Here is a 24,902-nt window from a genome sequence, read left to right as displayed (position 1 = left end):
TTTCGCGCGAAACTGCAAAAATCACCCGTGCTGTCCCTGATCTCCGGAGGGGGCCTGATCTCCGGAGGGGACCTGATCTTCCGTGGGATTCCGGCGGACGTCGGAGTTCAGCAGGCCGGTCAGCAGGCTGCGGAGCTCGTGCCGATGGGTGACCATCGGTGCGGCCGAGGGCAGTAGTTCCAGTCGGGCATCCGGAAAAGCACGAGCCACTTCCTTGGCGACCTCGGGCGAATGGAGTTCGTCGTCGGTGGCCCCGACGACCAGGACGTCCGAGGTCACCGCCGCCAGCGGTGCCGCATCATCCACCGGGCACTTTCCGGGCAGCGCACGCAGTGCGCTGCCGAGACGCCTCAGCGCGGCGGCACGCTGCTCGGCGTGGTCACCGACTTCCATGCCCGCGGGCAGGCTCCGGGTGACGAGCGCGCGCAGGCTCGCACCGCCGTCCGAGGCGGCGGCGTCGACGGCATCGGCGAGCCGCATGAACGGCGCGGTCGCCGCCTCGTCACGCGGACGATCCAGCGAAGCGGGCAGGAGCAGCGCGAGACGCTCGAACCGGTCCGGTTCTTCCGCCGCGATGCGGATCAGTGCACCGGCACCGAGTGAAACGCCGACCGCGCGGGTCGCCGCGACCTCGTCGGCGATCGCGAGCACGTCCTCGGCGACGCGGCCGTAGTCCCAGTATCCGGTCGGTGCCGCGGCGGCATCCCCATGCCCGGGCAGGGTGACGACGACCCGGGTGCCGCGCACGCCCGAGGCGGGGATACGCGCCTCTCCTTCGGTGGCGCCGAGGCCGTGCACGACGAGCGTGACGGGTGAACCGCTGCCATGGACCTTCCAAACGGCTCCCGAGTCCAGAGCCGTCACCAGGAACTTCCCCTTTGCACCTCGGTCACCTTGGGACGCACGTCGACGAGGTAGACCAGCACGGCAACCAGACCCGCGACCCAGAAGATCATGCCCCCTCCGGGACCCTGGGACAGTCCGAGCACGAGCATTCCGCCGCCGGTGATGCCCAGCCAGGCCGGTTTGCTCAGCTTGTCCGCCGCGGTGAACGCGTCAGCCCGCTGCATCGCCGCATGACCGAACGCATACACCCCGAGCGGGAGGCTCGCCCACCAGAGGATCAGCTCGATCCAGAATTGCAATAGCACATGCCCAGGCTACGTGTCCGAGGTGGGGTGGCGGCACCCACCGTGGAGGTGAGTGCCGGACCTCTCAACCGAACACGTGGCTCCCGGGCTTGACGGGACGGCCGGCGTTCTTCAGTTGTCGGTGTTCTTCCGAGCCGCCGACTTGGGTTGCTTGGCACTGCCGTTGCTCTTGGCCGCCGTGGTGCTGCCGTTGCTCTTGGCCTCGGCGGCACGGTTGGCGGCTTTGCTCGTGGTGCTGCGGGCCGTGGTGGCGGTCTTGGAGCCGGCTTCCTGCACCGCTTCGGCCTTGTCGTCGGCGGCGCTCTGTACCGTGGCCGCCGTGTCGGCAGCGGCGCTCTGTACCGTGGCCGCGGTGTCGGTGGCGGTCGCTTCGGTGCTCCGCGCGGCCCTCTCCCCGAACGAGCGGGTGGTGGTGGAGACCCTGCCGAGCACATCGTCGGCGAGATCACGGGCGTCACCGACAGCCCCTTCGAAGCGTTCCTGGGCGGTTCCGACCTGGTTGACCGCGCGCTGAACCTGCGGCTGCTCCTGCAGGCGCCCGAAGGCATCCTCCCCCCGGTCGGCAAGGTAGCCGTAGATCCGCACGGCCGAGTTCGTGTAGGTGTCCACCAATTTCCGCAGCTCGGCCGGAGTCAGCTTGCTGCGCAATCCATTGAGGTCGCCGGGGAGGTCATTGACGCCCATCCGGGCGGATTCGGCACTCTCGTTGAGTTGTTGCCGCACCTGCTTCACCGTGTCCGCGACGGCATGTGCGGCGATATCCCCGGCGCCCAGCGCGGCCATCAGCGGGGTCCGGGCCTGGTGAACCGCACCCTCGATAACTTGGCCTGCTTGCTCCCGTGCTCTGGTCATGTCCTGCGCCGTGGGCAACGTCGGCATGGTGTTCACTCCTCGGTCTCCGGTGTCGTCGCCTCGGCCGGCCGTGAACTCTCCCCCGGTGCAGGGTGCCCGGACTCGTCGTCCTGCTCGCGCCGGAACGAGGCATAGATGTCCAGCAAAACTTGTTTCTGCCGCTCATTGAGGTCGGCGTCGGCGAGGACGGCATCCACGACCGGGCCACCTTCGCGGCTTTCCAGGATTCCGGCCTGCACGTACAGCGCCTCGGCGGAGATCCGCAATGCCTTGGCGATCTGCTGCAGGATCTCCGCACTCGGCTTGCGCAACCCGCGCTCGACCTGACTCAGATACGGGTTGGACACTCCGGCTCGCTTGGCCAGTTGCCGCACCGAGATCTGGGCGTTGCCACGTTGGGTCCGGATGTAGCTGCCGATGTCACTGACCGCCTGGTTCACCGCGTTGTTCACGGTCTTGTCCACCCGGTCCACGACAGCCACCTTCCCTGTGATCACCACGATAAACCGAGGTGCTAACTGCTGCAAGCACTCTGCTTGCACTCTATCGGGTGTTGTTTCCACCATCGTTGTCGGCCGAGACCCCCCCCACCACCCGGGCTCCCACATCCGGACGGAGAGGCGCAGCACTCCCTACCCGGCACAGCGGTAGAACGGGCCCCGGACAAGTCGGTCGATCCGATCATGACCTCGCCCTTTCCCGATTTACCATCGTCTTCTTTTTGCTGGTCACTAACTGGTGAAGTGAATATGCTGGTTTCGCCACGGAGGCACAACCCCCAACGCACCTACGATGGTGTTGTGAGCACCGAAGCCACCGGATCGGACAGCGCAGTCGCCCCCGGCAAGGCAGGCGCCGCGGAGCACAGAGCGCCGTCGGCTGCCCGGGAGTCCGCGGGACTCGACACGGAACACGACATCGAACTGGTGCTGGCCTTCCTCAACACCTGCGACTCCGAGACCGGGACCGAACTCCTGGACGACCCCGTCGGCTGGCAGCAATGGTGTCTCGAACGAGGACTGGGCCGGGCACCCGAAAGCACAGCAGCACGCAAGGTCCGCGATTCCCTGCGTACCGCGGTGTCCTGCGGTGGCGGCCCCCCGCGAAGCGAGCTGCCTGCGGACATCACCGAGACGCCGGGCTTGCCGGGATGGCCGGTGCGGGTACGGATACAGGGCGGCGTGCCGGTGCTGACCGGAACCGACGCGCTGGGCAGCGTGCTGGCTGCCGCCGCCCGCCTGGTCACCACCGGACACTGGGACCGGCTCAAGATCTGTCCTGCGGAGAACTGCCTGTGGACCTTCTACGACCGGTCCCGCAACCGCTCTCGCACGTGGTGCTCGATGCGCGTCTGCGGTAACCGGGAAAAGGCCCGTTCCTGGCGCGAACGCCGTACCGCCACCTGAGGTGGCCGACCACTGCTGCCTGCCGAGGCTGCTCTGCCGCTACACCAGCACCTGGGTCACGGTGTGGATGACGAGTCCGGCCAGCGCCCCCACCACGGTGCCGTTGATCCGGATGAACTGCAGGTCCCGCCCGACGTGCGACTCGATCTTGTGGGACGTCTCCTCGGCGTCCCAGCGCTCCACGGTGTCGGTGATCAGTGCCGTGATCTCCGAGCGGTAGTGCGAGACCACGTACACCGCCGCTCCCTCCAGCCAGCCGTCCACCTTGGCGCGCAGCGGTGCTTCGTCGACCAGACGACGCCCCAGCGAGCGCAACCCGTCGCGCACGCGGATCCGCAGTTCACTGGACGGGTCCTCGGCAGCGTCCAACAGCATCGCCTTCGCCGTCTCCCATGCGGAGGACACGAGGTTGCGCACCTCCGGGTGTTCCAGCACCTGCTGCTTGATCTGCTCGGCCTTGGCCATGGTTTTCGGGTCGTGCTGCAGGTCATCGGCGAACTCGACCAGGAAGCGGTCGACCGCTGCACGCATCTGGTGGTCGGGGTCCGTCTTGACCGCCCAGGCGAAGGACAGCACCTCGGCGTAGATCTTGTCGGCGACCATCGAGTCGAAGAACCGCGGCGACCACGAGGGGGCCCGCTGGCTGACCACACGCAGCACGGTCTCGTGGTTGTCGCGGACCCAGTCGTAGGCACGGTCGCAGACGAGATCGACGAGATTGTGGTGGGATCCGTCGGCGAAGACCTGCCCGAGAATCCGTCCGAGCGGTGGTCCCCACGGTTGGTCGAGCACTTTGCGCACCAGGGTTTGCTCGAGAACCTCCTGCACATCCTCGTCGCGCAGGACCTGCACGGCTCCGCGCACGGCGGTCGCCAGTTCCGAGGTCACTCGCTCGGCGTGTTCGGGGTTGGCGATCCAGGAACCGGCACGCCGGGTGATCTCGGCGCGGTGCAGCTTGTCCCGGACCACCTCCTCCGACAGGAAGTTCGTGCCCACGAAATCACCGAGACTGTGACCGAGTACGTTCTTGCGCGTCGGGATGATGGCGGTGTGCGGAATGGGCAGTCCCAGCGGGTGGCGGAACAGTGCCGTCACGGCGAACCAGTCCGCCAGCGCACCGATCATGCCCGCCTCGGCGGCCGCACTCACGTACCCGACCCATTCCGGGGCGCCCGTGCTCTCCTGCCACCGCGCGAGCACATAGATCGCCGTGGCGAGCAGCAACAGACCGGTGGCCACGCTTTTCATCCGCCGCAGACCCCGTCGGCGCTCGGCCTCGGCTATCGCTGTGTCCGGCACTCCTCGATTGTGACAGCGTGCGGCGGGTGGGCCTCGCAGGCGACCATCGAAGGGACCGGGGGGACCACGTGACACGCGAGACACCCGGACACCCGACCGTCCGGGGACCGGGCTCGGCAACCACCGGGTCGGGACTTCCGAGAATTCCTATACCCTCCGGGGCGTGCGTTCTCCTGCTCTGACCTCCCGGCTGCGCCCGTTCACCTCCACCATCTTCGCGGAGATCACCGAACTCGCCAGGCGTACCGAGGCCGTCAACCTCGGACAGGGCTTCCCGGACACCGACGGGCCCGCGAGCATGCTGCAGACGGCGCAACGCGCCATCGCCGACGGCGTCAACCAGTACTCGCCCGGGACCGGGGAACCCGCGTTGCGCGAGGCCATCGCCGAACAGCGCCGCACCCACTACGGCATCGAGCACGATCCGGACAGCGAGGTCCTGGTCACCGTCGGAGCGACCGAGGCCTTGACGGCATCGATGCTCGCCCTGGTCGAACCGGGTGACGAGGTCGTGCTGATCGAGCCGTACTACGACGCGTACCCGGTCGCGGTGTCCCTGGCCGGGGGTGTGCGCCGCACGGTCGGGCTGAAGCAGGGACCGGATCACCGTTTCGAGTTGGACACCGACGCGCTCCGGGCCGCCGTCGGGCCGCGGACCAGGGCACTGGTGCTGAACTCGCCACACAACCCGACGGGGACCGTGCTCACCGACGCGGAGCTGGCGGTGGTCGCCGAGGTGTGCCGCGAGCACGACGTGATCGCGGTGACCGACGAGGTCTACGAGCACCTGCTCTTCGACGGACGCGGGCACACACCGCCGGCCACGTTGCCCGGCATGGCCGAGCGCACGCTGTCCATCTCCAGCGCGGGCAAGAGCTTCAGCGTGACCGGGTGGAAGATCGGCTGGGTGTGCGGCCCCGCGGAGCTGATCGCCGCCGTGCGTTCCGCCAAGCAGTTCCTGACCTTCGTCGGCGGCGCTCCCTTCCAGCCCGCGGTGGCCCACGCGCTGCGCACCGAGCTCGACTGGGTGCATCGACTGCGGGACGAGTTGCAGCGCAAGCGGGACTTCCTCGCGAGCGGCCTCACCGAGGTGGGATTCGATGTCCTGGCCGGTGAGGGAACCTACTTCGTCTGTACCGACGTGCGCCCGCTCGGCTTCGACGATGGCGAGGAGTTCTGTCGCACACTGCCGGAACGGGCCGGTGTGGCCGCCATCCCGGTGCAGGTGTTCTGCGACGATCCCGATCCGGTCCGGCATCTCGTGCGCTTCGCGTTCTGCAAACGCGACGAGGTCCTGGACGAAGCCCTCACCCGGTTGCACAAGCTGCGCTGACGGCAGCTTCGGTGAGTCCGTCGCCACCCTCGCCATAGCCCCCTCCGTAGCCGAGACAGATGAACCCCGACTCGCCGTGCCGAGCCTGGGCACGCGCCAATGCCTCCGCCGGGGCGAGGTTCTCGCGCAACGCGGAATGCAGCGAGACCATGACCTCGGCGGTCCGCTCGTCCGGCACCGGCACGATACTGGCGATCACGGTTGCCGTGCCTCGCCCCAGCAGGGCCGCCGCCAGTCCCCGGAGCTCGTCGCCACGACCGACCGCGGACCGCCCGCCCTCACAGGCCGAGAGCACCACGGTCGTGGGGCCGCGCCGCAGCCGGTCCAGGTCGTAGCCGTAGAGCGGGCCGTCGAACAGATCCAAACAGGACAGCAGTGGTCGATCATCACGGAACCATCCGTGTGCGGCGATGTGCACGATCCTCGCTCCGTCCATAGCACCCAGCACCCGCTCGGCGGTGGCATTGCCGCCGGTCAGGAGTTCCCCGCCCGACATGGCCCGCAATGTGCGCGCCTCACGGCCCGCGTGTTCCAGCCCCGGACCCGCCACCCACACCTGCCGCCTGCTCCGCGCACCGCTGCGCGCCTCTTCCGCCGCACGCAGCCAGCAGCGCAGCGAGGGGGCGACGGTCACACTCCTGCCTCGACAACCGGGCAGGGCCGCCCAAGGCAGCGCATGCAGGCGGCCGGTCGGCACGATCACCAGCGCCCGGCCGCGCCGCAGCTCCGGCAGTACCGGTGCCAGTAGCTGCCGTTCCAACCCCTCGGCAGCGTGTCGGGCGCCTTCGGCAAAGGCCGCGGCGACGGGAGAGTGCGTCCGCGCGGCTTGCCGCCCCAAGCACCATCGGAGCCTGTCGACATCGGCGCCCACCGCATCTTCGCTGCCGTGAGCAGCCGTCCTGAGCTCTCCGTCCACCAGCGATACGGAGCGCAGAACTCCATCGTGGACGAAGTAGCTCACCAGGACCGCACCTGCCGATTCCCTCCGGATGTCGTCGAGCCCGCAGGAAGGTCCGACTCCTCCCGCAGTCCCGTCCGCCAGCATCGCCTGGTCGCGTACCCGGTCCTCCAGCACCGCCACTCGTGCGGCATGCGCGTGCAAGCGCCCGGTCCGCATCTCCGCAACCGCCGCACGCAGTTCCTCCAGAGCCGCACTCAGTCCCGGCTCCTCCGGCGGAGGCAGGTCCCGCCGATGGAGGGCGCCCGCCCGATACCGTTCGCTCCACCGCAGCACCAGCTCCGGATCGGCGGTTCGCAAGGCAGCACCGATCGCGGTCTCGGCCAGTTCTCCCGCCAGGCCGAATGCGTGGACCCGGAGGTCGAACGCGGGCATCGCCGCGGCATGCTCCTCGACGAGCCGTAGACCGTGATCACAGGCCTCGAAAACTCGGTGCCCGTGCCCATCCTGCTCGGCGAGGACAGCCTCCGCCAGCCACCCGAGGACCCGCTGGGGTGCGGGCGCGACCTCCGCCTCGCGGCAGGAAGCCGCCTGTCCCAGCAGTTTCCTCGCCATAACGGGCATGTCATGGCGTTTCGCGACGATGCCTGCGGCCAGCCACAGTTCCGTGGCCGTCGAAGCCCATCCATGTGCTGCGCACGCCGCGGCCGCTTTTCGCGCGGACCCCAGCGCGTAGCGGGACCGATGGCCCGCTGCCAGTTTCGCGCGCCACTCGGTGGCCACGGCCAGTGCCGACCACGCGGGGTGGCACCGGCCATGCAGCACCCTGCGGGCCGCACGAGCCGCGGCAAGCGCGCCTTCGGCGTCGCCGTCGCGGAGTGCGCAGTCGGCCAGTGCCAATCTCGTCTCGGCCGCCCGGAAGTCGCGACCGAGATCGGTCAGACGTGCCGCTGCGAACTCCATTTCCGTTCGAGCTTCGGTGCGCAGCCCTGCGGCAGCCAGTGCCTCGGCCCGATCTGCGCGGGCCTCCGGACTGGCGTCGAGGTCCAACCCGTCGGCAACCGCCCGAGTGAACAACCGCAGCGCCTGCGGGAGATCACCGCTCCGGAGAGCCACCAGGCCGCGGTTGTGCAGGCACACGGCCGCACTCCCGCTCCTGCCGTCCACGGCGAACAATCGCTCGGCGGCCCTCAGGTCGGCATCGGCATCGCCGAACCTGTTGCCGTGCAGTTGTGCCAGGCCCCGACCGAGAAGTACCTGAGCCACCCGGTGCTGCCTGCCCCCACGCCGGGGCCGGTGCAGCAGCCGGGAGAGCTCGGCCACCGCCACGCCGGTACTCAACAGACCAGCCAGTCGGCGACGGCACAGCCGGACCGCGCGGTCCGCAGCAGCACGCTCAATGGTCCGGCGGGCACGTCATCGATACGGAAACCGCCGTGCGCATCCAACTCGCCGACGCACTGGCCGGCGGGATGGCGCAACGCCACCGCACCGGTGGGCACGGCCTGGCCGGCTCGACTGATCACCATTCCGGTGGCACGGAACATGCCAGGCACGGTCGAGACGAGGTCGAGCTCGACGACGCGACCGGGGAGCACGAACGTGAGTTCCCTCGTCTCCCTGCCGCCTGGCCAGGAACGCAGGGCCTCGGCGGCAGGAGCTTCCGCCGAGTCGCTGACCAGTTCCAGGGCGAGGGCATCCGAATCGATGCCGTTGCGAGCCAGTTCCGAAGCCCCGTACGCACCGGCCATCGCGTGCTCCGGCGCGGGATCACAGGTCCGGAACAGCTCGCCCAACGCCAGCAGCTCCGAAGGCATTTTTCCCCTCATCCGGTGCCCGCTCATCCGGCCGCCTCCTCCGGCATTCCCAGAGCGACCATGCCCTCCCGCAGGGCCGCAAGGCATCGGCCCTTCTTCGGGCCGATGGTTCCGCGCGCCATGCCCAACGCAGCGCTGACCTGCGCATAACTGGCATCGGGAGCAACCGCCACCACACGCAGCAACTGTTGGCAGCGCTGGGAGAGCCTCGCGAACGCCTGTCCGAGCCTGCCTGCGGCCACCGTGCGCAGCACCGTGCTCTCCGGGCCCTCGGCCGTGTCCGGCACGTCCATCAGGATGCTGTCCAGCGCCGCCGGTGACTCACGCCGCCGCGCCTTGGCCAGCCGGAGGGATTCGCGGCGGGCGGTGGTGGCCAGCCACCCCGGCAACGCATCCGGGTCCTGGATTCGGTTCAGGTTCTCGGCCAGCAGTAGCCAGGTGGCCTGCCAGACATCTTCCGCGTCGGCGCGGTTGGCCGAATACGCCCTCGACGCGCCCCACACCATGCTGCCGTGGCGGTCGACCAGTTCGCGCCAGGCCCGATCATCACCCGCTGACGCCCGGGCCAGCAGGGTGGCCATCTCACCGGCGTCACCGATCTCGTGCACTACCCACACCTCCATCTCCCTTGCACCGACCCATCCGGGCCGGGCGTTCCACGAGTAAGAGGGACGAAGGGTTTCTCCGGATTCACTTCGGACCGAGGACCCGCCCGAATGGGGGACACAATCGGGTACTCCTACTCAGCACACCGTTTCGACACATCCGGGAATTTCCCCAGCACGTCCGCGGCATCGCCCATGGATCGACACCGGGCTCCTCCTCAGTCGAGAAGACAGCGTCCCATGGGGACACGTTCGGCAAGAAGAAATTACTATCCGTATTAATCGCCGCCTATCCGGGTGATCAACAGCCGCTGATGCTGCCGAGCGGCATGATGCGGGGGAAAATGACCTCGCAAAGCCCGAGTCCGGCACGCGGTGGTGACGATGACCAGTACCTGCGCGCAGCGCGGTGACCGGTCTCGCGTGATCCTGTTCGCCACGCGTATGGCACTGCTCGTGGGCCTCGTGGCGGCAGCCTGGCTGGGTGGGTATGCGGTCGCCTCCGCCGCCCAACCGGCATCCCGCTTCGAACACCAGCGTGAATTCGAGGCACGGCTCGAACCGATCGGGCCGATCGAGCCGTCCACCGGAATCGAGTCCCGCCGCTTCGCCCTACAAGCACCCGACCGACCAAGAACCGCAGGCGTTCCAGATCAACGGAGCACGGTAGCCGCCGAAGTCCGGCAGGTACTCGCCACGCGCTCCGAGCAAACACGAGGCAGTGCCCCTCCGGTGAACCCCACGCCGGACGAAGAATCCGCCACCGCATCCGGCTCCCGAACTTCCGAGCCGGGCCTGTCCGAACCGGGCCTGTCCGAACCGGGCCTGTCCGAACCGGGCCTGTCCGAACCGGGCCGGGCCGAACCGGGCCGGGCCGAACCGGGCCGGGCCGAACCGGGCCGGGCCGAACCGGGCCGGGCCGAACCGGGCCGGGCCGACGCAGCCGAACGCGTGGAACGGGACATCGCCGAACACCGCGCTGCCGGCCGGTTGCACACCGTGGCCGCTCCGCACCGAACGGACGCGGACCGCACCGCCGATGGCGACACCCCGGATTCTTCGCATCCGCTCCCGTGCGATCCCCCTTCCCCGGATCACGTCGCCTGTACCGGCCCGGTACGCGCTCCCGGGAGTACCTCGGCATCCACCGAGGACGTGCCGCAGCACGAAAGCAGCAGGCCGGTCGCAGGCCGAGGGGCGCAACCGGACGCCATCGCTCCGAAGCCCCGCCCCCGCGCCACTGCCGACAGGGGCGAAGAGAGGCCCGGACACAACGTGCCCGCACCTTCCCCGCTGCCTCGTCAGGTGCCTGCCCCGCTTCCGCTCACTTCCACGGCGTGCACGACGAATCCGTACGCCGGTTCCGGCGGGGCGCAGACAGCCTCGACAGTTGCGGTACACGGCCTGAGCCCACCCGATTCCGTGCCCGCCGGGCCGAGCGCACCGGCGTCGGTCCAGCCGAGCGGAATCGTGCCGGAAGGACCGTCGGCCTCACCCGACTGAACCGGGCTTTCGCCTCGCGTCCTTCACACGTCCGAGTGAGTCTCCTGGCGCAGCATCGGCCGTGGCACCGTGCCATCCGCACATCCGTAGGACACTTTTCGCACAAGCCCCTCTTTCGGCATCACAGCTCCGACCCCGCCGTCTGCGCCCGGCCGGGTCGGATGGGGCACCACTTCCGCTACCGACGATGTCGGTGCCCCGGCCCCGGTGCCGCAATGCCCCTGTGGCACCGGGGTCACCTCGAGAGGAGCCACCCTCCGGCACGACGAGGGGCCGTGCCGGCGGGTGGCTCATCAGGTGATCGGACTCCGCCAGGGATCATCGGCTCCCACACCGTGTACGGCGGTCCACGCGAGCGCGAGTTTCGACACGGCCGCTCGCAACCGGTCGATCGGCAGGGTGTACGGCAGCCGCACACGGTCCTCGAGGGAGCCCTGCACCGCGAACATCGACCCGGACGCCAGGCGCACACCGTGCTGCTCGGCAGCCACGGCAAGCCTGCTGCCGACCGGCTGCCCCAGGTGACACCACAGGGCCAGGCCGCCGTCCGGGACCGGAATGCTCCATTGTGGACAGCTTTCGCGAACGGCGGCGACGAGCGCGTCACGGCGCTCGATCGTCTCGACGCGCCGCGAGCGGAGAATGGCATCCGCCCGGCCGAGAAGCTCGGCGAGCACGAGCTGCTCGAACACCGGACTGCCGAGATCCACAGCGGCCCTGCCGATCACCATGCGTTGCACGAACTCCTCCGGGGCACGGACCCAGCCGAGTCGGAGGCCACCCCAGAACGACTTGCTGGCCGACCCGATGGTGATCACGCGCTCTTCCGCGAAGGAGGCCATCGGTGGTGGGGCCGCGGCTGCCGTCAGATCGATGTCGACCAGCGTTTCGTCCACGACTGCGGTGGTGCGGTGGCGTCGCAGCGCGGCCGCGAGCCGTTCGCGCGTCGCACCGCTCATCAAGGCACCGGTGGGGTTCTGGAAATCCGGGATGAGGTAGGCCAACCGGGGCGCCCCCTGTGCCAGGGTCGCCTCGACCAACTCCGGGTCCCAACCTCCGTCGACCATCGGAACCGGCAGCGCGGCCGCGTTGACCGCCCGGACCGCTTCCAGGGCGTTCGGATACGTGGGATGTTCGACCAGCACACGCTCTCCCGGAGCGGTCAGCAGCCGCAGTGTCAATGCGAATGCATGCTGCGCGCCGTTGGTGACCAGCACCTGGTGCGGCCCCGTCGGTAGCCCGCGCCGGGTGAAACGCTCGGCGATCCGTTCTCGTAGTGCGTGCAGACCATGCGGCTGGTATCCGTGCCCGCCGATCTGTTCGGCGAAACGAGTTCGGGCGTTCTCGACCGCCTCGGCCAACTCCGGAGGTGCGGCAGGCGTGGCCTGAGCGAAATTGATGGTCTCCGCGTGTTCCGGAGGAAACCATCCGCCCGAGCCCGCCTCGGTTCCCCCCTCCGGCAGGGACACCCACGATCCGGCACCACGCCGACTCGCGACGAGGCCCTCCGCACGAAGCCGCTCCAGCGCACTCGCGACCAGGGTTCGGCTGGTGCCGACGGCCTCCGCGAACTCGCGTTCGGCGGGCAGACGTGTTCCCGGTGGCAGCCGTCCGTCCAGGACCGACTGGCGCACCGCACGGTACAGAGCACCGGAGGAAGGGCGCTGTCCCGTGGACCAGGACCCGAGAAGCCGCGCGAGTTTGTGGCCCTTCAGAGCGGGCGATCCGGACTGCATCATCAGTCCAATACTTCCATATTGGCTATCGAGATAAAAACCAATACGCGATAGAAACAGCCACATGAGCTCGACAGCGACGAAAGTGGACCTAACTCCTGTTTCGATCACCGTGCGCCCCGCCTCCCGGTTGGTGCAGCTCATCGGCGGACTGGTGCTGTTCGGGACGAGCATGGCTCTGATGGTGCGAGCCCACCTGGGCCTGGCGCCGTGGGATGTGCTGCACGAGGGGCTGGCCGCGCGGACGAGCTGGAGTTTCGGCGCGATCACCGCGCTGACCGGTGGGCTCGTGCTGCTGGCCTGGTTTCCGCTCCGACAGCGGCCCGGGATCGGCACCGTGGCCAATGTCATCGTCATCGCCGTCTCGGTCGACACCGCCCTGGCCGTACTCCCGCCCGCGAACACGCTCTGGGCACGGATCCTGTTGATGGTCGGCGGTGTCGCGCTCAACGCCCTGGCGACCGCTCTCTACGTCGGTGCGAGGCTGGGACCGGGTCCCCGCGACGGACTGATGACCGGATTGCACGAGCGAACCGGTTCCTCGATCCGCCTGGTACGCACCGGCATCGAGATTTCCGTCCTGGCGGCGGGCTGGTTGCTCGGCGGCACGGTCGGGATCGGCACAGTGCTGTTCGCCTTCGCCATCGGGCCTCTGACCCAGCTCGCACTGCCCGCCGTGGCGGTACGCGGGCCGCGGAGCCGATAATCGGCCCCATGCCGAGCGTCGAAGTCGCAGAGCAGGCGGGCGCCGAACGCAGTGAGGACGTCGTGCTCACGTTGCCGAACGCCGTGGCGGTCCTCGACGGAGCGACGTCACTACGGCCGACCTCCCACACCGGCGGCTGGTACGCGGACCGACTCACCGCGGCGCTGCGCCCCCGGCTCGCGGTGCACTCCGAGCGCGGGCACGGAGACACGGACCTCGCCGACCTGCTGGCCGCGTCCATCTCGGAGGTCACCGCAGCACACGGCCTTCGTCCCGGCCGTGCACCTTCGAGCACCGTGGCCCTGCTGCGCTGGAATACGGACACCGTCGAAGCGCTGGTCCTGGCCGACAGCCCGGTCGTCGTATTCACCGACTCCGGAGAGCACCCGGTGACCGACGACCGGTTGGAGAACCTGCGTTCCGAGGGACAGGGCGGATACCGGCGGCGGCTGCGCTCCGGGGGTGGATTCGGGCAGGAGCACGACGAGGCGCTGCTGGCGGCCGTCGACCGGACCGGACGATGGCGCAATGTCGAGGGCGGCTTCTGGGTGGCCGAGGCCGAGCCACCCGCCGCGTACCGGGCAAGGCGGGCCACCTGGCCACGCGGCAGCGTGCACGCGGCCGTGCTGGCCAGCGACGGAGTGGCCTGCGGCGTGGACGACTACGGGAGCTACCCGAACTGGTCGGCCCTGTACGAGCATGCGCGCGACAGCGGGCCACAAGCCGTGCTCGATCGGGTCCGTGCCGCCGAGAGATCGGATCCGGACGGCCGCCGGTGGCCACGTCCGAAGCGACACGACGACCAGGCGCTGGCCCTGGTCCGGTTCCGACCGTGACCATGGGCTGTCGAGGACGCGGACACGATCGCTTCCCACATCCCTGCTCGGAGGACGAAGTGCCATGGTGATGGTCGACAGCGCGATCTATGCGAACGGCCTGCGAGAGCAGAAGTTCGACACGTTGGCACAGACCTACCGACAACTGCGCGCGGCACCGTCGCGTGCGGGCAGGTTCGCCTGGATCGGGTTGTACCGACCGGACGAGGACGAAATCTCCTCGATCACCGAGGAGTTCGGGCTGCACTCGTTGGCGGTGGAGGATGCCGTCGTCGCACACCAGCGGCCGAAGCTGGACCGCTACGGCGACATCCGGTTCATGGTGCTGCGCCCGGCCCGGTATCTCGACGAGCAGGAGAACATCGAGACCGGAGAGATCCACGTCTTCGTCGGCCCGGATTTCGTCATCACTCTCCGCCACGCCGAGAAGCCCGACCTCGTACCCGTGCGGCAGCGGCTGGAGCGGGAGCCCGAACTCCTCGGCCACGGTCCCGAGTCGGTGTTGTACGCGTTGCTGGACCGCGTGGTCGACGACTTCCTGCCGGTGGAACGTGGGTTGCAGAACGACATCGACGAGATCGAGAACGAGGTCTTCGGCGGTGAACCCGCCGTGTCGGAGCGGATCTATCGACTGTCCCGGGAGATCATCGAGTTCCAGCGCGCGAGCCGGCCCCTGCTGGGAGTCCTGGACACGCTGGAGAGGAGCCTCGAACAGCACGGTGCCGATGTGGAGATACTGCGCAACCTGCGCGACGTGCGCGACCATGCGGCGGACGTGGTCGAGCGTGTGGAATCGCACCGGCAACTGCTGTCCGAGATCCTCTCCGTCAACGCGTCCCTGCACGCGCAACGCCAGAGCGAGCAGGCGACTCGCCTCACCGAGACGAGCCTGGCCCAGAACGAGGACATGAAGCGGATCTCATCCTGGGCCGCGATCCTGTTCGCACCGACCGTGGTCGGAACCGTCTACGGGATGAACTTCACCCACATGCCCGCGTTGGACCAGCTATGGGGCTATCCGATGGCCCTGAGTTTCATGCTGATCGTCGCGGTCGCGCTGTACGTGGTGTTCCGGCGGCGCGGGTGGCTGTAGCGCGAACGAAAAGTTGATCAAAAAATTCTCTGCATCTAGAGACATCTGCCGTACCACCTAGTAGCCTGGTGGCCGTCCACCTGACCCCCAGGGGTGGACCTCGGCGCCCCCGCACTCCCGGTGACCCCCAGGCCGGTTGAGCGCGGGGGCGCTCCATATGTCGGGAGAGCGTATGCGCGACAACAGGACAGTGGTGACAACCTCGTCCCGCCATGCACTCCTGCTCCATGCCGCAGGAATGCTCCCCCGATCGGGTGGCATGTGGAACGGAAATCCGGGATGACTGGTCAGTATGTATACAGAGGCACCGTAAGGCCGGGGAGGCACAACCCGTGAACATGCACGTCCAGATCGAACTGTTCGGGGGCCCGGAGGACGGTCGCGAGATCACCCTGCCGGTCGGAGCCGAGGGTTCCCCCCTGTCACCACTACCGGTCCCCTCGCCGGACAGCAGCACGGAATCGGCGACAGGAGAGTCCCAGCACGTGGCCTGGTATCAGCGGGACCACCGCAAGGGACGGGGGCTGTGGGTGTACAAGTACACGAACTCGCATTCGGTCCAGCCGGAGAACCACGTGAGCGGATGAACCCGCCGAGCCGCCCGGCCTGGACGTCGGGCGGCCATGCACACCGGGATAATGCACGCCAGGACCACGTTTTCAGGTACCCATATGCGTACATATCCCGCTTTCCCTCGGTGGCCGGAACGGTATATCTCGAGGAGCCTGCGCGGCCGACCCCGATGGCCGCCGGAGCGAGCGCCCTTTCGAGCAGGAAACGATCCTCGAGACGGAAACCCCCGGAAAAATGCAGAACGACACTGACGACACGACCTCCCCCGAAGGTCGCTCCCCCACCGGACGTCGGCGGTCGCCGTTCGGCCATGGCATCGCGAACATCAAGTCCGCGTGGTCCTCGCTGCTGCACCACCGAGGTGAGCATCCCGACGACACGGCTGCGCGCCGGGTTCCGAGGGGCATCGCCGGGCTGTGTGTCGCGGTGACCTTGTCGGTGGCGGCAGTGGCCACCGCCGCCACCATGCCCCCTTCCTCATCCGGCACCCTGGAAGGAGATATGGCCGCAGCGCCTGCCATCACGGCACAGGCAGGCACCGTTCAAGCGGAGATCGTCCAAGCGGCACGACAGGGACTCGGTACCGAGGAGACGGGCGATAACTGCCAGAAGTACTCCGATCGCTGCGTGGCGTGGTGCGCCTTGTTCGCCATGTCGACCTGGGAGAAGGCGGGCGTGGACGTCGAGAACGAGGAGTTCGCCTTCACCGGCGACGTCTACACGACCGGGCAGGCCCAGGGGGAGGCGTACGGCAGTGACCAGCTGAGCAACGCCAAGCCGGGCGACGTGCTGCTGTTCGGTACCGGGCCGGAAAACATCTCCTCCAGCAGGCACATCGGCGTGGTCGAACGGATCGAGGGCGACACCGTCACGCTGATCGAAGGCAATACCGGGGACAACCCCGACAGGGTGATGCGCAAGGAGCACGAGCTCAGCGCCGAGACCTTCTACGGCGGTGTACACCCCTGGTAACGGCTCCGGCTGCCGTCAGTCCTCCCCCTTCGCACGGAGCTCGCGGGTGACTGCGTTCAGCCCCGCGGCGAGCGTCGCGAGTTGCTCCCGGCCGAGTACGTCGATCAGCGACGAGCGGACCAGGGCGACGTGGCCCGGCGCAGCCCGGCGAAGTGTGTTGTGCCCGTCCTCGGTGAGCACGGCATACACGCCGCGGTCATCGCCGGGGCACGAGCGACGCCGAACCAGCCCCGCCTTCTCCAGCCGGCCGATCTGGTAAGTCAACCCGCTCTTCGAGGTCACCACGTGCTCGGCCAGTTCGCTCATCCGCATTTCCCCGGCCGGCTCGGCCGCCAAGCGGACCAGGATCTCGTACTGCGGGTGGGACAGCCCCTCCTGCTCCCGAAGTTGCTGCTCCACGCGGCGCACGACCAGGTGGCTCGCCTCGAGAAAGGCATACCAGGCCGCCATTTCCTCCGAGTCCAGCCACCTTGGTTCCGTCATGCCCCCCATCCTAGGCGTTGTTGTTCGAGTTTGAACCATCTTGTACCGTGGGCAATATCGTTCAAATTCGAACTAGTCGCTCGACGGAGCACCGACCGTGACCACCAGTACGCCGAACCGCATGCCCGCCCTCTACCTCAGCCACGGCGCCCCGCCCCTGGCCGACGATCCCGTCTGGCCCCGGCAACTCGCCGAATGGTCCCGGAACCTGCCCAGGCCGAAGGCGATCCTGATGGTCTCCGCACACTGGGAGCAAGCACCGCTGGCGGTCGGCGCCACCACGACGGTTCCGCTGATCCACGACTTCTGGGGTTTTCCCGAGCGGTACTACACGGTCCAGTACCCCGCGCCGGGCGCCCCGGAACTCGCCGCACGAGTGCGTGCCTTGCTGCACGGCCCGGACATGCCGGTGCAGGACTTTCCCGATCGAGGGCTCGACCACGGTGCCTACGTGCCGCTGGTGGAGATGTATCCCGAGGCCGACATCCCCGTACTGCAGATATCCATGCCCACCCTGCAGCCGCAGCAGCTCCTGCACGTCGGTCGCACCCTCGCACCGCTGCGGGACGAGGGAGTGCTCATCGTCGGCAGCGGCTTTTTCACCCACAACCTCCGGGCTCTGAGCGCCCCCACCACCCCGAACTGGTCGATCGAGTTCGATGACTGGGGCAGCCGCGCCCTGCAGAGCTGCGACGTCGACGCGCTCCTCGACTTCCGGCACAAGGCGCCCGCGGGACAACTCGCCCACCCGAGTACCGAACACTTCGCCCCGTTGTTCGTCACCCTCGGCACGGCTGAAGACGAGCTGAACAATCAGCAGACCACCATCGACGGTTTCTGGCACGGACTGGCCAAACGTTCCGTGCAATTCGGATGATCTTTTCGGACGGATCGGCATATCAAGGAAAGGAGACAACAGATGCCGCAGCTACCGAGCGGGGTCCGCGACCTTGTGCTCTTACTGGCCCGGGTCGTCGTGGGGGTGGTGTTCATCGCGCACGGCCTGCAGAAGTTCCTCCAGTGGGGGATCGACGGCACCGCCGCCTCCTTCGCCGGGATGGGAATCCCCCTACCGACCGTGTCGGCCTGGGCCACCGCGCTGATCGAGACCGTCGGCGGTGCCGCCCTGCTGGCAGGACTGGCTCTTCCGCTCGTCGGAGTGCTGCTCGCCGCGACCATGGTGGGTGCGCTGCTGCTCGTCCACCTCGGTAATGGGTTGTTCGCCTCCGGCGGTGGATACGAATACGTGCTCGTACTCGCCGTGGCCTCGCTGGCTCTCGGATTCAGCGGCGGCACGCTCACGCTCGACCGCGCTCTCAGCGGATCACGTCGGGAAGAACCCGCCACGGTCTGAGCAGCGATCTCGACGGGCCCGGCGAGGAAACCGCTCCTCGCCGGGCCCTCGTGCGCTCGGTGGGGCCTCCTCCGGTGATCCTCCCGGCGTCGCCGGATACATCGGGATCCACGGTGTTCGGCACGCGGTGTCCGGCCGGATTCACCCGGTCCCGGTAACGGTACGTTCGCGACATGACGGACGCTCCCGAGCCGATCGTGCGGATGCCCCTGCGTGTGCGCTTCCACGAGTGCGACCCGCAGGGAGTGGTGTTCAACGCGCACTACCTCGCGTACGCGGACATGGCCAGCTTCGAATACCTGAAAGCGCTGTTCGGTTCGCATGCCAAGCTCACCGAGCGTGGCATCGATCTGGTGGTCGCCGAGTCGAACGTGCGCTATCTCGCCGCGTGCCACTTCGACGACGAGCTCATCGTGGCGGCCTTCACCCAGCGGATCGGCAACACCTCGCTCACCCTCCGCTTCGAGATCCGACGCGGGACGGAACCGGTCACCGAGGTCACCAACCGATACGCATGGGTCGACACACGGACTCTACGACCGACACCGCCACCGGACGACGTCCGCGAGTCGCTTACGCGAGGTCGGTGACATCGGTGTTGGCGCCACACAGCACGACGGCGATGCGCTCGCCCTCGCCGGGCTGGTAGGCACCGGTGAGCAGAGCGGCCCATGCGGTGGCCGTGCCGTGCTCGACGACGAGGCGGTGCTGATCCCAGAGCAGCTTGCGAGCCGCAATGATGTCCTCGTCATCGACGAGGACGGAATTCACACCGGCGCGAGTGGCGACGGCGTAGGCAATGTCTCCGAGACGGGTGGCACCGAGCGAGTCGGCGGCGACGCCGGATACCTCGACGTCGACCGGTTCACCGGCGGCGAGGGCCGTCCCGAGCGTGGGAATCGTTCGGGGTTCGACCCCGATGACGCGCGCCCTGGCCTCGGTGGCGGCCGCGACACCGGCCATGAGTCCACCACCGCCGACGGCGAGCAGGATCGTGTCGAGCTCACCATGCGTCTGCTCCAGCAACTCCTCACCGAGGGTGCCCTGGCCCGCACAGATGTCGGGTTGGTCATAGGCATGGCAGAACAGGGCACCCGTCTCGGCTGCCTGCTTGGTGGCAGCCTCGTAGGCGTCGGCGTACTTCTCTCCGACCTGCACGACATGCGCGCCGAGCTTGCCCAGCTTGGCCACCTTCACCGCAGGTGCGTTCCCCGGGAGATACACCCGTGCGGTCACTCCCTGCTGCGCAGCGGCATGGGCAACGGCGAGACCGGCGTTCCCACCGGAAGCAGCCACCACCCCGGCCTCGGTCAGCTGCCCCTCCTCGGCACCGGACAGGAGACGGTTGACCGCACCACGAGCCTTGAACGAGCCGGTGTGCTGGAGTTGTTCGAGTTTGAGCCACACCTTCGCCGCCGGAGCGAAGGCCCCGGGATCGGCCTCGACCAGTGGAGTCCTGCGAATGCGGCCATGGATGCGGTCGGCAGCTGCCCGAACCTGCGAACGAGTAATCATGCGACCAGCCTGACCTCCCCGGAAGACGAGCGCCAACGAGATCCTCCACTCGGAGCCGACAGCCCGCTATGCTGCGGTGATGAGCGGCAGCGCCAGGAATGGAGACGGGAACGAGGAGGACGGACGGCCCACGGAGACCGTGCTCCGGGTGCTCAACGAGCACGATCCGGAGGGACTGCTCGCCCTGGGCGCACCGAACGACGAGTACGAGCCCGAAGCCGAGCATCTCGCGCGACTCGCGAGCCAGAGCCGAACGATAACCGCCGAGGTGGTTACCGAAGTCTGGGACTACTGGTTCGGTCATGCGGGCTCGTTTACCGAGCGGGCATCACCACAGGACTTGGAACAGCTGGCAGCCCACCTGGAAGCCGCAGTCTCGTCAGTTCGTCCACCATGACCACACCTGAGCAGCGTTCGTGTGGGCCTACGGATTCGCTGAACACGAGCTCGCGGATGCGCTGCCACGTCCTCGGCGCCCCCGACCGCGTCACCCACGAGCCGGATCGATGTCCTCCTTTGGGATAACGGACACTTCGCGACAGATTCGTGCGTTTCCCGTTCAGTCCGAGGATGTTCCGACACGGCAACGTTCGCGGAGCCGTTTCGCATGTCACGGACTGCCGGGCTGTTTCGTCTCAGTGGTGAGAGGCCGGTACCGGATGAGGAGCGTGACAGTATGCGAGTGTTCGTGGCAGGCGGGACCGGGGTCATCGGGCGGTCTCTGGTGCCGCAATTGGTGGCCCGTGGGCACCAGGTGACCGCGACGACGACGAGCGCGGGCAAGTTGGGGCTGCTGGAGCGGCTGGGGGCCGAAGCCGTTGTGATGGACGGGCTGGACGGCGCCGCGGTCGGTGAGACAGTGGCCGCGGCCCGACCGGACGCGATCGTGAATCAGATGACGGGCCTGTCCGTGGCGCACGCAGGCAAGCCCGACCTGAGGAAGCCCGACCGCTTCTTCGCCATCACCAACCGGCTCCGCAGCGAGGGGACCGACCATCTGCTGGCCGCTGCCGAGGCGACCGGCGTCTCCCATGTCGTCGCGCAGGGACACGCGAGCATGAACGGAGTCCGTGCGGGCGGATGGGTCAAGACCGAGGAGGACCCGCTGGAAGTCGTGGCAGAGGGGACGAAGGCGATCAACCACCTCGAGGACGTGGTCGTCGGGGCCGGCGGTGCGGTGCTGCGCTACGGCGGCTTCTACGGTGCTGGCGCCAACGACGATCAGGTCAAGTTCGTGCGCAAGCGGATGTTTCCGCTCGTCGGGGGTGGTACCGGCCATTTCTCGTGGGTGCACGTCGACGACGCCGCGAGCGCGACCGTCCTGGCGTTGGAGCAGCAGGTGACAGGTGTGTTCAACATCGTCGATGACGAGCCCGCACCGGTCAGCGAGTGGCTTCCCCATCTCGCGGAGTGCGCCGGGGCCAAACCGCCGCGGCGGGTCCCGGCGTGGCTGGCCCGGCTGCTGGCCGGCGAGATGATGGTGGGCATGATGACCGAGGGGCGTGGCTTCTCCAACGCCAAGGCCAAGCGGGAGCTCGGCTGGGAGCCGAGTTACCCCTCGTGGCGACAGGGCTTCAAGAAAGAACTCGCATGACTCGGGACGAGGAGTTCGAGGAGCTGCGTCCGCTCCTGTTCGCCATCGCCTACCGCCTCCTCGGCAGCGTTGCTGAAGCAGAGGACGCGGTCCAGGAGACCTGGCTGCGCTACGAGTCCTCCCCGGCACAACCCACGTCGACCAAAGCGTTTCTCTCGGCCGTGGTCACGCGGGTTTCGATCGACGTGCTGCGATCGGCACGCGTTCGACGGGAAGCCTACGTCGGGCCGTGGCTCCCCGAACCGCTACTCACCGATCCCTATGAGGATCCGGCGCGGTCGGCCGAGTTGGCCGACTCGCTGTCGATGGCGGCGCTGTTGCTGCTCGAACGGCTCAGCCCGCTCGAGCGGGCGGTATTCGTGTTGCGGGACGTGTTCGGGTTCGGCTTTCCCGAGATCGCATCGGCCGTCGGTAGGTCCGAGGCGGCCTGCCGCCAGCTCGCGGCCCGGGCGCGGCGCCACATGGATGACGGGCGCCCTCGGTTCGAGGCGGACCGCCGGGAACGCGAGGAGCTGGCGACGCGCTTTTTCGACGCGCTCCGCGATGGCGACGTCGACGGACTGAGGGAGCTGCTTGCTGCAGACGTCCGGATGGTCGGGGATGGAGGGGGCAAGGCGCCTGCGTTCGCCAAGGGCGTGATCGGCGCCGACAACGTGGCACGCGTGCTCGCGTCGATCTTCCCGGTGCTCGCCAAGATCGACGCGAGAGTGGAGCCACGCGAGGTGAACGGCCGGCCCGGCGCGATCCTTCGCGATCGGGGCGGCAAGGTGGTCAGCACGTTGACGATCGACGTGCTCGGCGGGCGGATCCAGACGATCCGCTCGGTGAGCAGTCCCGACAAGCTCGGGCACTTGGGGCCGGTGGCGGACGCGTGGGCAGTTGCACGCGAGGTGAATCAGGCTCGGCGCCCCAACGAGTGACCCTGCGCACTCAGTTCGGCATGTCCGTGGGTTCGCCGCACTCTCCTGGCGAGCTGTCGGTGTCCGGTCAGCGATCCCTTCCGTACGTGCGGCCGGGGTTCGGTGCTGACCGGGGTCGCCAGCCCGGGTGCCTCCGAGCCTCTATGCGGGGTATTCGTCGCGCTTGCGCGGCCAGTCGGAGAAGTCCTCACCGCGGCCTTTGGGCGCCCGGTCCAGCAGCTGCCAGGTCGCGTTCAGCGCCTCGGTGCCGCGATCGTAGGTCGAGTAGGTGTGGTACACGACCCCGTCCTCCAGCGCGAAGCAGCTCAGCGCCATCAGCTCCATCACGTCGAGCATGCTGCCGCTGCCCGACCCGTAGTCCCGGCGTGGCGTCGGGACGTGCATGTACTCGAAGAAGTCGGCGTCGAAGTCGCTGCCGCCGGAGGACACCCACTCGACGTCCCAGCCCATCCGCTGCTTGTACGCGGTGAGCACCGGCAGCGGCGAGCGCGAGGAGAGCAGGAACGTCACGTCCCGGCGCGCCAGGTGCGGCACTGCGCCGACCAGGTTGTCCGTTTCGAAGGTGCAACCCGGGCAGCCCTGCGGGGTGTTCGGCCCGTGCATGAAGTGTCGCACGATCAGCTGTGAGCGTCCGTCGAACAGCTCGGCGAGCGTGCGCCTGCCGGCCGTGGTGTCGAACCGGTACTGCTTGTCGACCGGCACCCAGGGCAGTTCCCGCCGCTGCCGGGCAAGCTCGGTGGCCCACCGGGTCAGCTCCTTTTCCTTTGCCAGCTGCCGCTGGTGGGCGGCTCGCCACTGTTCACGCGTCCCGACCGCGTGCGTCGTCATCGCATCCTCCCGCTACTACGGATGGGTCCACCAAGGCAGACACCCGTTGGCGCCGAAACTCATCGGCCGGACTCCACCGTGCGGGTCAAGTCGCGCGGCGTGGCCTTCGATGGCTGATACGCGCTCTTCGTGCCGGCAGGCGCCGAGCGCCGAGGCGGTCTCCCGTTGGCACGGTCACCACCGGTGGTGCCTGCGGTTCCGTGACCGCCGTGCTACGACGACGCGGTCGCACGACCCCCTGACGAACCTCTCGCCGAGCCAACCACTGCGAGACAGAATTCCGGCTAGCGCTAACGTGTCAGTTCGATGAGCCGGACGGACGAACACCCGGCGCTGGTCGACCGCGATGGTGCAGACGATCAGCACGAGGCCGTTGCCGTACGGGGTGATCCACTGGCCGGTGAGCACACGGTCCGCAAGGGACCACGGAGGCGAGAGTGAACATCAGACCGGCGCACGTGACGGATGCAGCGAGCATCGAGTCGATCTACGGACACTACGTCCGGCATTCCGTGCTCGCAGTCGATGTCGACAACCCTCCGACCGCGCGGGACTGGGAGCAGCGCCTGGATCACCTTGCCGCGTCGGGCTACCCGACCCTGGTCGCCGTCGACGACCGGGCCGTCGTGGGCTACGCGCTGCTCACGCCCTGGCTGGCCAAGCCCGCCTTCACCCACACCGCCGAGAACTCGATCTACCTCGCCCCGTACGCCGTCGGTGCAGGCCTCGGCCGCCAACTCCTCGCCCGCCTTCTCGATGACGCACGGGGCTGCAGTATCCGGGAGGTCATAGCCCTCGTGGCCGACGGCGATCACGAGGGCCGTCCGTCACGAGCGCTGCACCTCAGAGCGGGCTTTCAACCAGCGGGGCGGCTCCAGCGAGTGGGACGCAAGCAAGGACGCTTCACCGACGTCGATTTCCTGCAGCTTTCGCTGCAACCCAAGGAGAACTGACCCTCATCCGTACGCCGGGTGCTCCGGAGTGCGGGGGTCGTGATCTCGATCAGGAAGAGAGCAAGCAGGGAACTGGGACTGACCAACCGGAAACGGCCGTGTCCGGAGAGGGCCGTTCTCGCTGGTCTTGTGCGTGGCCAGGGGCGGGGTCGAACCGCCGACCTTCCGCTTTTCAGGCGGACGCTCGTACCAACTGAGCTACCTGGCCGTTCGCGCCCGGCTCATGGCCGATCGCTTTGGCGACCCAGACGGGACTCGAACCCGCGACCTCCGCCGTGACAGGGCGGCGCGCTAACCAACTGCGCCACTGGGCCATGTCTTGTTGTGCGTACCCCCAACGGGATTCGAACCCGCGTTACCGCCTTGAAAGGGCGGCGTCCTAGGCCTCTAGACGATGGGGGCTTGGCCGATCAGCAACCGACCCGGCCTTGCCTCCAACCGGCTTTCCCTTTTTCGGGGGCGCCCCGTTGGGAGC

At 68.3% G+C, this 24,902-nt stretch carries 28 protein-coding genes and 3 tRNA genes; 16 read left to right on the top strand and 15 right to left on the bottom strand.

The genetic code is table 11. The annotated features are described in order from the left end of the window. Window positions 1–21: 21 nt before the first annotated feature. The 4 genes from JOF55_RS12490 to JOF55_RS12475 all read right to left on the bottom strand — a co-directional run bounded on the left by JOF55_RS12490 (window position 22) and on the right by JOF55_RS12475 (window position 2,476). Window positions 22–864 carry an alpha/beta fold hydrolase gene (locus tag JOF55_RS12490; RefSeq protein WP_310273765.1) on the bottom strand — a complete coding sequence of 281 codons (843 nt, stop codon included), beginning with the start codon at window positions 862–864 and terminating at the stop codon, window positions 22–24. Further along, window positions 861–1,151 (bottom strand): DUF2516 family protein, encoded by a 291-nt coding sequence (locus JOF55_RS12485; RefSeq protein ID WP_310273763.1) that lies wholly within the window; start codon window positions 1,149–1,151, stop codon window positions 861–863. Before JOF55_RS12485 ends, JOF55_RS12490 begins: the two co-directional genes overlap by 4 nt. A 111-nt stretch (window positions 1,152–1,262) precedes the next feature. Then, window positions 1,263–2,030 carry a hypothetical protein gene (locus JOF55_RS12480; protein ID WP_310273761.1) on the bottom strand — a complete coding sequence of 256 codons (768 nt, stop codon included), beginning with the start codon at window positions 2,028–2,030 and terminating at the stop codon, window positions 1,263–1,265. A gap of 5 nt (window positions 2,031–2,035) precedes the next feature. Then, entirely contained in the window at window positions 2,036–2,476 is a 441-nt protein-coding gene (locus JOF55_RS12475; protein WP_310273758.1) for a helix-turn-helix domain-containing protein, read from the bottom strand. A 327-nt stretch (window positions 2,477–2,803) separates the two neighbouring features. Here JOF55_RS12475 and JOF55_RS12470 point away from each other — a divergent pair, with 327 nt between their 5' ends. Continuing rightward, complete coding sequence (locus JOF55_RS12470) at window positions 2,804–3,409, top strand: CGNR zinc finger domain-containing protein (protein WP_310273756.1); 606 nt, start codon at window positions 2,804–2,806, stop codon at window positions 3,407–3,409. 39 nt (window positions 3,410–3,448) lie between these two features. On the opposite strand, the gene JOF55_RS12465 is transcribed toward JOF55_RS12470, so the two are convergent. Beyond that, window positions 3,449–4,657, bottom strand: a complete 1,209-nt coding sequence (locus JOF55_RS12465; RefSeq protein ID WP_374727476.1) for a DUF445 domain-containing protein — start codon at window positions 4,655–4,657, stop codon at window positions 3,449–3,451. Between the two features lie 214 nt (window positions 4,658–4,871). Here JOF55_RS12465 and JOF55_RS12460 point away from each other — a divergent pair, with 214 nt between their 5' ends. Then, a complete protein-coding gene (locus tag JOF55_RS12460; protein WP_310273752.1) occupies window positions 4,872–6,041 on the top strand; it encodes a pyridoxal phosphate-dependent aminotransferase in 1,170 nt (389 codons plus the stop codon). Here JOF55_RS12460 and JOF55_RS12455 read toward each other — a convergent pair. The 3 genes from JOF55_RS12455 to JOF55_RS12445 are packed head-to-tail and all read right to left on the bottom strand — an operon-like array spanning window position 6,016 to window position 9,364. Then, entirely contained in the window at window positions 6,016–8,280 is a 2,265-nt protein-coding gene (locus JOF55_RS12455) for a CHAT domain-containing protein (protein WP_310273750.1), read from the bottom strand. The two genes, JOF55_RS12460 and JOF55_RS12455, sit on opposite strands and share 26 nt — an antisense overlap. Beyond that, the gene (locus JOF55_RS12450) at window positions 8,277–8,756 is read right to left on the bottom strand and encodes a hypothetical protein (RefSeq protein WP_310273748.1); all 480 of its coding nucleotides are present in this window, start codon (window positions 8,754–8,756) and stop codon (window positions 8,277–8,279) included. The genes JOF55_RS12455 and JOF55_RS12450 overlap by 4 nt, the downstream gene beginning before the upstream one ends. Window positions 8,757–8,779: 23 nt before the next feature. Further along, the gene (locus JOF55_RS12445; RefSeq protein WP_310273746.1) at window positions 8,780–9,364 is read right to left on the bottom strand and encodes an RNA polymerase sigma factor; all 585 of its coding nucleotides are present in this window, start codon (window positions 9,362–9,364) and stop codon (window positions 8,780–8,782) included. 381 nt (window positions 9,365–9,745) lie between these two features. Between JOF55_RS12445 and JOF55_RS12440 the strand changes: the two genes are divergently transcribed. Beyond that, window positions 9,746–10,864, top strand: a complete 1,119-nt coding sequence (locus JOF55_RS12440; RefSeq protein ID WP_310273744.1) for a hypothetical protein — start codon at window positions 9,746–9,748, stop codon at window positions 10,862–10,864. 293 nt (window positions 10,865–11,157) lie between these two features. On the opposite strand, the gene yczR is transcribed toward JOF55_RS12440, so the two are convergent. Then, a complete protein-coding gene (gene yczR, locus JOF55_RS12435; RefSeq protein WP_310273742.1) occupies window positions 11,158–12,603 on the bottom strand; it encodes a MocR-like transcription factor YczR in 1,446 nt (481 codons plus the stop codon). A gap of 61 nt (window positions 12,604–12,664) precedes the next feature. On the opposite strand from yczR, the gene yczE reads away from it, so the two are divergent. The 5 genes from yczE to JOF55_RS12410 all read left to right on the top strand — a co-directional run bounded on the left by yczE (window position 12,665) and on the right by JOF55_RS12410 (window position 16,780). Beyond that, complete coding sequence (gene yczE, locus JOF55_RS12430) at window positions 12,665–13,306, top strand: membrane protein YczE (protein ID WP_310273739.1); 642 nt, start codon at window positions 12,665–12,667, stop codon at window positions 13,304–13,306. 8 nt (window positions 13,307–13,314) lie between these two features. Then, window positions 13,315–14,142 (top strand): protein phosphatase 2C domain-containing protein, encoded by an 828-nt coding sequence (locus tag JOF55_RS12425; RefSeq protein ID WP_310273736.1) that lies wholly within the window; start codon window positions 13,315–13,317, stop codon window positions 14,140–14,142. A gap of 64 nt (window positions 14,143–14,206) precedes the next feature. Beyond that, window positions 14,207–15,235 (top strand): magnesium and cobalt transport protein CorA, encoded by a 1,029-nt coding sequence (locus JOF55_RS12420; RefSeq protein WP_310273734.1) that lies wholly within the window; start codon window positions 14,207–14,209, stop codon window positions 15,233–15,235. Between the two features lie 338 nt (window positions 15,236–15,573). Beyond that, window positions 15,574–15,822: a DUF8847 domain-containing protein gene (locus JOF55_RS12415; protein WP_310278345.1), complete on the top strand. Its 249-nt coding sequence runs from the start codon at window positions 15,574–15,576 to the stop codon at window positions 15,820–15,822. A gap of 220 nt (window positions 15,823–16,042) precedes the next feature. Further along, window positions 16,043–16,780 (top strand): CHAP domain-containing protein, encoded by a 738-nt coding sequence (locus tag JOF55_RS12410; protein WP_310273732.1) that lies wholly within the window; start codon window positions 16,043–16,045, stop codon window positions 16,778–16,780. A gap of 15 nt (window positions 16,781–16,795) precedes the next feature. Here the strand turns inward: JOF55_RS12410 and JOF55_RS12405 are convergent, their stop codons facing one another. Beyond that, window positions 16,796–17,263: a MarR family winged helix-turn-helix transcriptional regulator gene (locus JOF55_RS12405; protein ID WP_310273730.1), complete on the bottom strand. Its 468-nt coding sequence runs from the start codon at window positions 17,261–17,263 to the stop codon at window positions 16,796–16,798. 121 nt (window positions 17,264–17,384) lie between these two features. Here JOF55_RS12405 and JOF55_RS12400 point away from each other — a divergent pair, with 121 nt between their 5' ends. The 3 genes from JOF55_RS12400 to JOF55_RS12390 all read left to right on the top strand — a co-directional run bounded on the left by JOF55_RS12400 (window position 17,385) and on the right by JOF55_RS12390 (window position 19,207). Continuing rightward, entirely contained in the window at window positions 17,385–18,140 is a 756-nt protein-coding gene (locus JOF55_RS12400) for a dioxygenase family protein (RefSeq protein ID WP_374727475.1), read from the top strand. Window positions 18,141–18,182: 42 nt separating this feature from the next. Further along, window positions 18,183–18,617: a DoxX family protein gene (locus JOF55_RS12395; protein WP_310273726.1), complete on the top strand. Its 435-nt coding sequence runs from the start codon at window positions 18,183–18,185 to the stop codon at window positions 18,615–18,617. Between the two features lie 173 nt (window positions 18,618–18,790). Continuing rightward, a complete protein-coding gene (locus tag JOF55_RS12390; RefSeq protein ID WP_310273724.1) occupies window positions 18,791–19,207 on the top strand; it encodes an acyl-CoA thioesterase in 417 nt (138 codons plus the stop codon). On the opposite strand, the gene JOF55_RS12385 is transcribed toward JOF55_RS12390, so the two are convergent. After that, window positions 19,191–20,132 carry a threonine/serine dehydratase gene (locus tag JOF55_RS12385; protein WP_310273722.1) on the bottom strand — a complete coding sequence of 314 codons (942 nt, stop codon included), beginning with the start codon at window positions 20,130–20,132 and terminating at the stop codon, window positions 19,191–19,193. The two genes, JOF55_RS12390 and JOF55_RS12385, sit on opposite strands and share 17 nt — an antisense overlap. A gap of 79 nt (window positions 20,133–20,211) precedes the next feature. Here JOF55_RS12385 and JOF55_RS12380 point away from each other — a divergent pair, with 79 nt between their 5' ends. The 3 genes from JOF55_RS12380 (at window position 20,212) to JOF55_RS12370 (ending at window position 22,646) form a co-directional block, all read left to right on the top strand. Then, window positions 20,212–20,529: a hypothetical protein gene (locus tag JOF55_RS12380; RefSeq protein ID WP_310273720.1), complete on the top strand. Its 318-nt coding sequence runs from the start codon at window positions 20,212–20,214 to the stop codon at window positions 20,527–20,529. Window positions 20,530–20,808: 279 nt separating this feature from the next. After that, window positions 20,809–21,726 carry an NAD-dependent epimerase/dehydratase family protein gene (locus tag JOF55_RS12375; protein WP_310273718.1) on the top strand — a complete coding sequence of 306 codons (918 nt, stop codon included), beginning with the start codon at window positions 20,809–20,811 and terminating at the stop codon, window positions 21,724–21,726. Beyond that, on the top strand, window positions 21,723–22,646 hold the full coding sequence (locus JOF55_RS12370) for an RNA polymerase sigma-70 factor (RefSeq protein WP_310273716.1): 924 nt from the start codon (window positions 21,723–21,725) through the stop codon (window positions 22,644–22,646). Before JOF55_RS12375 ends, JOF55_RS12370 begins: the two co-directional genes overlap by 4 nt. Window positions 22,647–22,787: 141 nt before the next feature. On the opposite strand, the gene JOF55_RS12365 is transcribed toward JOF55_RS12370, so the two are convergent. Continuing rightward, window positions 22,788–23,474, bottom strand: a complete 687-nt coding sequence (locus JOF55_RS12365) for a DUF899 domain-containing protein (protein ID WP_310273714.1) — start codon at window positions 23,472–23,474, stop codon at window positions 22,788–22,790. A 306-nt stretch (window positions 23,475–23,780) separates the two neighbouring features. On the opposite strand from JOF55_RS12365, the gene JOF55_RS12360 reads away from it, so the two are divergent. Both JOF55_RS12360 and JOF55_RS12355 read left to right on the top strand, forming a co-directional pair. After that, window positions 23,781–23,915, top strand: a complete 135-nt coding sequence (locus JOF55_RS12360; protein WP_310273712.1) for a hypothetical protein — start codon at window positions 23,781–23,783, stop codon at window positions 23,913–23,915. Continuing rightward, on the top strand, window positions 23,912–24,427 hold the full coding sequence (locus tag JOF55_RS12355; protein ID WP_310273710.1) for a GNAT family N-acetyltransferase: 516 nt from the start codon (window positions 23,912–23,914) through the stop codon (window positions 24,425–24,427). The genes JOF55_RS12360 and JOF55_RS12355 overlap by 4 nt, the downstream gene beginning before the upstream one ends. Window positions 24,428–24,561: 134 nt before the next feature. Here JOF55_RS12355 and JOF55_RS12350 read toward each other — a convergent pair. From JOF55_RS12350 to JOF55_RS12340, 3 genes are all read right to left on the bottom strand, one after another. After that, window positions 24,562–24,635: transfer RNA gene (locus JOF55_RS12350), tRNA-Phe, on the bottom strand. A 29-nt stretch (window positions 24,636–24,664) separates the two neighbouring features. Then, window positions 24,665–24,741, bottom strand: a tRNA-Asp gene (locus JOF55_RS12345). A gap of 15 nt (window positions 24,742–24,756) precedes the next feature. Further along, window positions 24,757–24,829, bottom strand: a tRNA-Glu gene (locus JOF55_RS12340). Window positions 24,830–24,902 lie beyond the last annotated feature (73 nt).

The sequence above is a fragment of the Haloactinomyces albus genome (genome assembly GCF_031458135.1).
In the GTDB taxonomy this organism is placed as follows: domain Bacteria; phylum Actinomycetota; class Actinomycetes; order Mycobacteriales; family Pseudonocardiaceae; genus Haloactinomyces; species Haloactinomyces albus.
This window is presented reverse-complemented; position numbering and strand designations above follow the sequence as displayed.

Bases quoted from the DNA above. Each gene is read 5' to 3' on its own strand.
- yczE (WP_310273739.1), top strand. From the start codon at position 12,665: ATGAGCTCGACAGCGACGAAAGTGGACCTAACTCCTGTTTCGATCACC.
- JOF55_RS12390 (WP_310273724.1), top strand. From the start codon at position 18,791: ATGACGGACGCTCCCGAGCCGATCGTGCGGATGCCCCTGCGTGTGCGC.
- JOF55_RS12405 (WP_310273730.1), bottom strand. From the start codon at position 17,263: ATGACGGAACCAAGGTGGCTGGACTCGGAGGAAATGGCGGCCTGGTAT.
- JOF55_RS12415 (WP_310278345.1), top strand. From the start codon at position 15,574: ATGCACGTCCAGATCGAACTGTTCGGGGGCCCGGAGGACGGTCGCGAG.
- JOF55_RS12375 (WP_310273718.1), top strand. From the start codon at position 20,809: ATGCGAGTGTTCGTGGCAGGCGGGACCGGGGTCATCGGGCGGTCTCTG.
- JOF55_RS12395 (WP_310273726.1), top strand. From the start codon at position 18,183: ATGCCGCAGCTACCGAGCGGGGTCCGCGACCTTGTGCTCTTACTGGCC.
- JOF55_RS12425 (WP_310273736.1), top strand. From the start codon at position 13,315: ATGCCGAGCGTCGAAGTCGCAGAGCAGGCGGGCGCCGAACGCAGTGAG.
- yczR (WP_310273742.1), bottom strand. From the start codon at position 12,603: ATGATGCAGTCCGGATCGCCCGCTCTGAAGGGCCACAAACTCGCGCGG.
- JOF55_RS12420 (WP_310273734.1), top strand. From the start codon at position 14,207: ATGGTGATGGTCGACAGCGCGATCTATGCGAACGGCCTGCGAGAGCAG.
- JOF55_RS12410 (WP_310273732.1), top strand. From the start codon at position 16,043: ATGCAGAACGACACTGACGACACGACCTCCCCCGAAGGTCGCTCCCCC.
- JOF55_RS12370 (WP_310273716.1), top strand. From the start codon at position 21,723: ATGACTCGGGACGAGGAGTTCGAGGAGCTGCGTCCGCTCCTGTTCGCC.
- JOF55_RS12400 (WP_374727475.1), top strand. From the start codon at position 17,385: ATGCCCGCCCTCTACCTCAGCCACGGCGCCCCGCCCCTGGCCGACGAT.
- JOF55_RS12440 (WP_310273744.1), top strand. From the start codon at position 9,746: ATGACCAGTACCTGCGCGCAGCGCGGTGACCGGTCTCGCGTGATCCTG.
- JOF55_RS12380 (WP_310273720.1), top strand. From the start codon at position 20,212: ATGAGCGGCAGCGCCAGGAATGGAGACGGGAACGAGGAGGACGGACGG.
- JOF55_RS12480 (WP_310273761.1), bottom strand. From the start codon at position 2,030: ATGCCGACGTTGCCCACGGCGCAGGACATGACCAGAGCACGGGAGCAA.
- JOF55_RS12360 (WP_310273712.1), top strand. From the start codon at position 23,781: ATGAGCCGGACGGACGAACACCCGGCGCTGGTCGACCGCGATGGTGCA.
- JOF55_RS12465 (WP_374727476.1), bottom strand. From the start codon at position 4,657: ATGAAAAGCGTGGCCACCGGTCTGTTGCTGCTCGCCACGGCGATCTAT.
- JOF55_RS12365 (WP_310273714.1), bottom strand. From the start codon at position 23,474: ATGACGACGCACGCGGTCGGGACGCGTGAACAGTGGCGAGCCGCCCAC.
- JOF55_RS12450 (WP_310273748.1), bottom strand. From the start codon at position 8,756: ATGCCTTCGGAGCTGCTGGCGTTGGGCGAGCTGTTCCGGACCTGTGAT.
- JOF55_RS12385 (WP_310273722.1), bottom strand. From the start codon at position 20,132: ATGATTACTCGTTCGCAGGTTCGGGCAGCTGCCGACCGCATCCATGGC.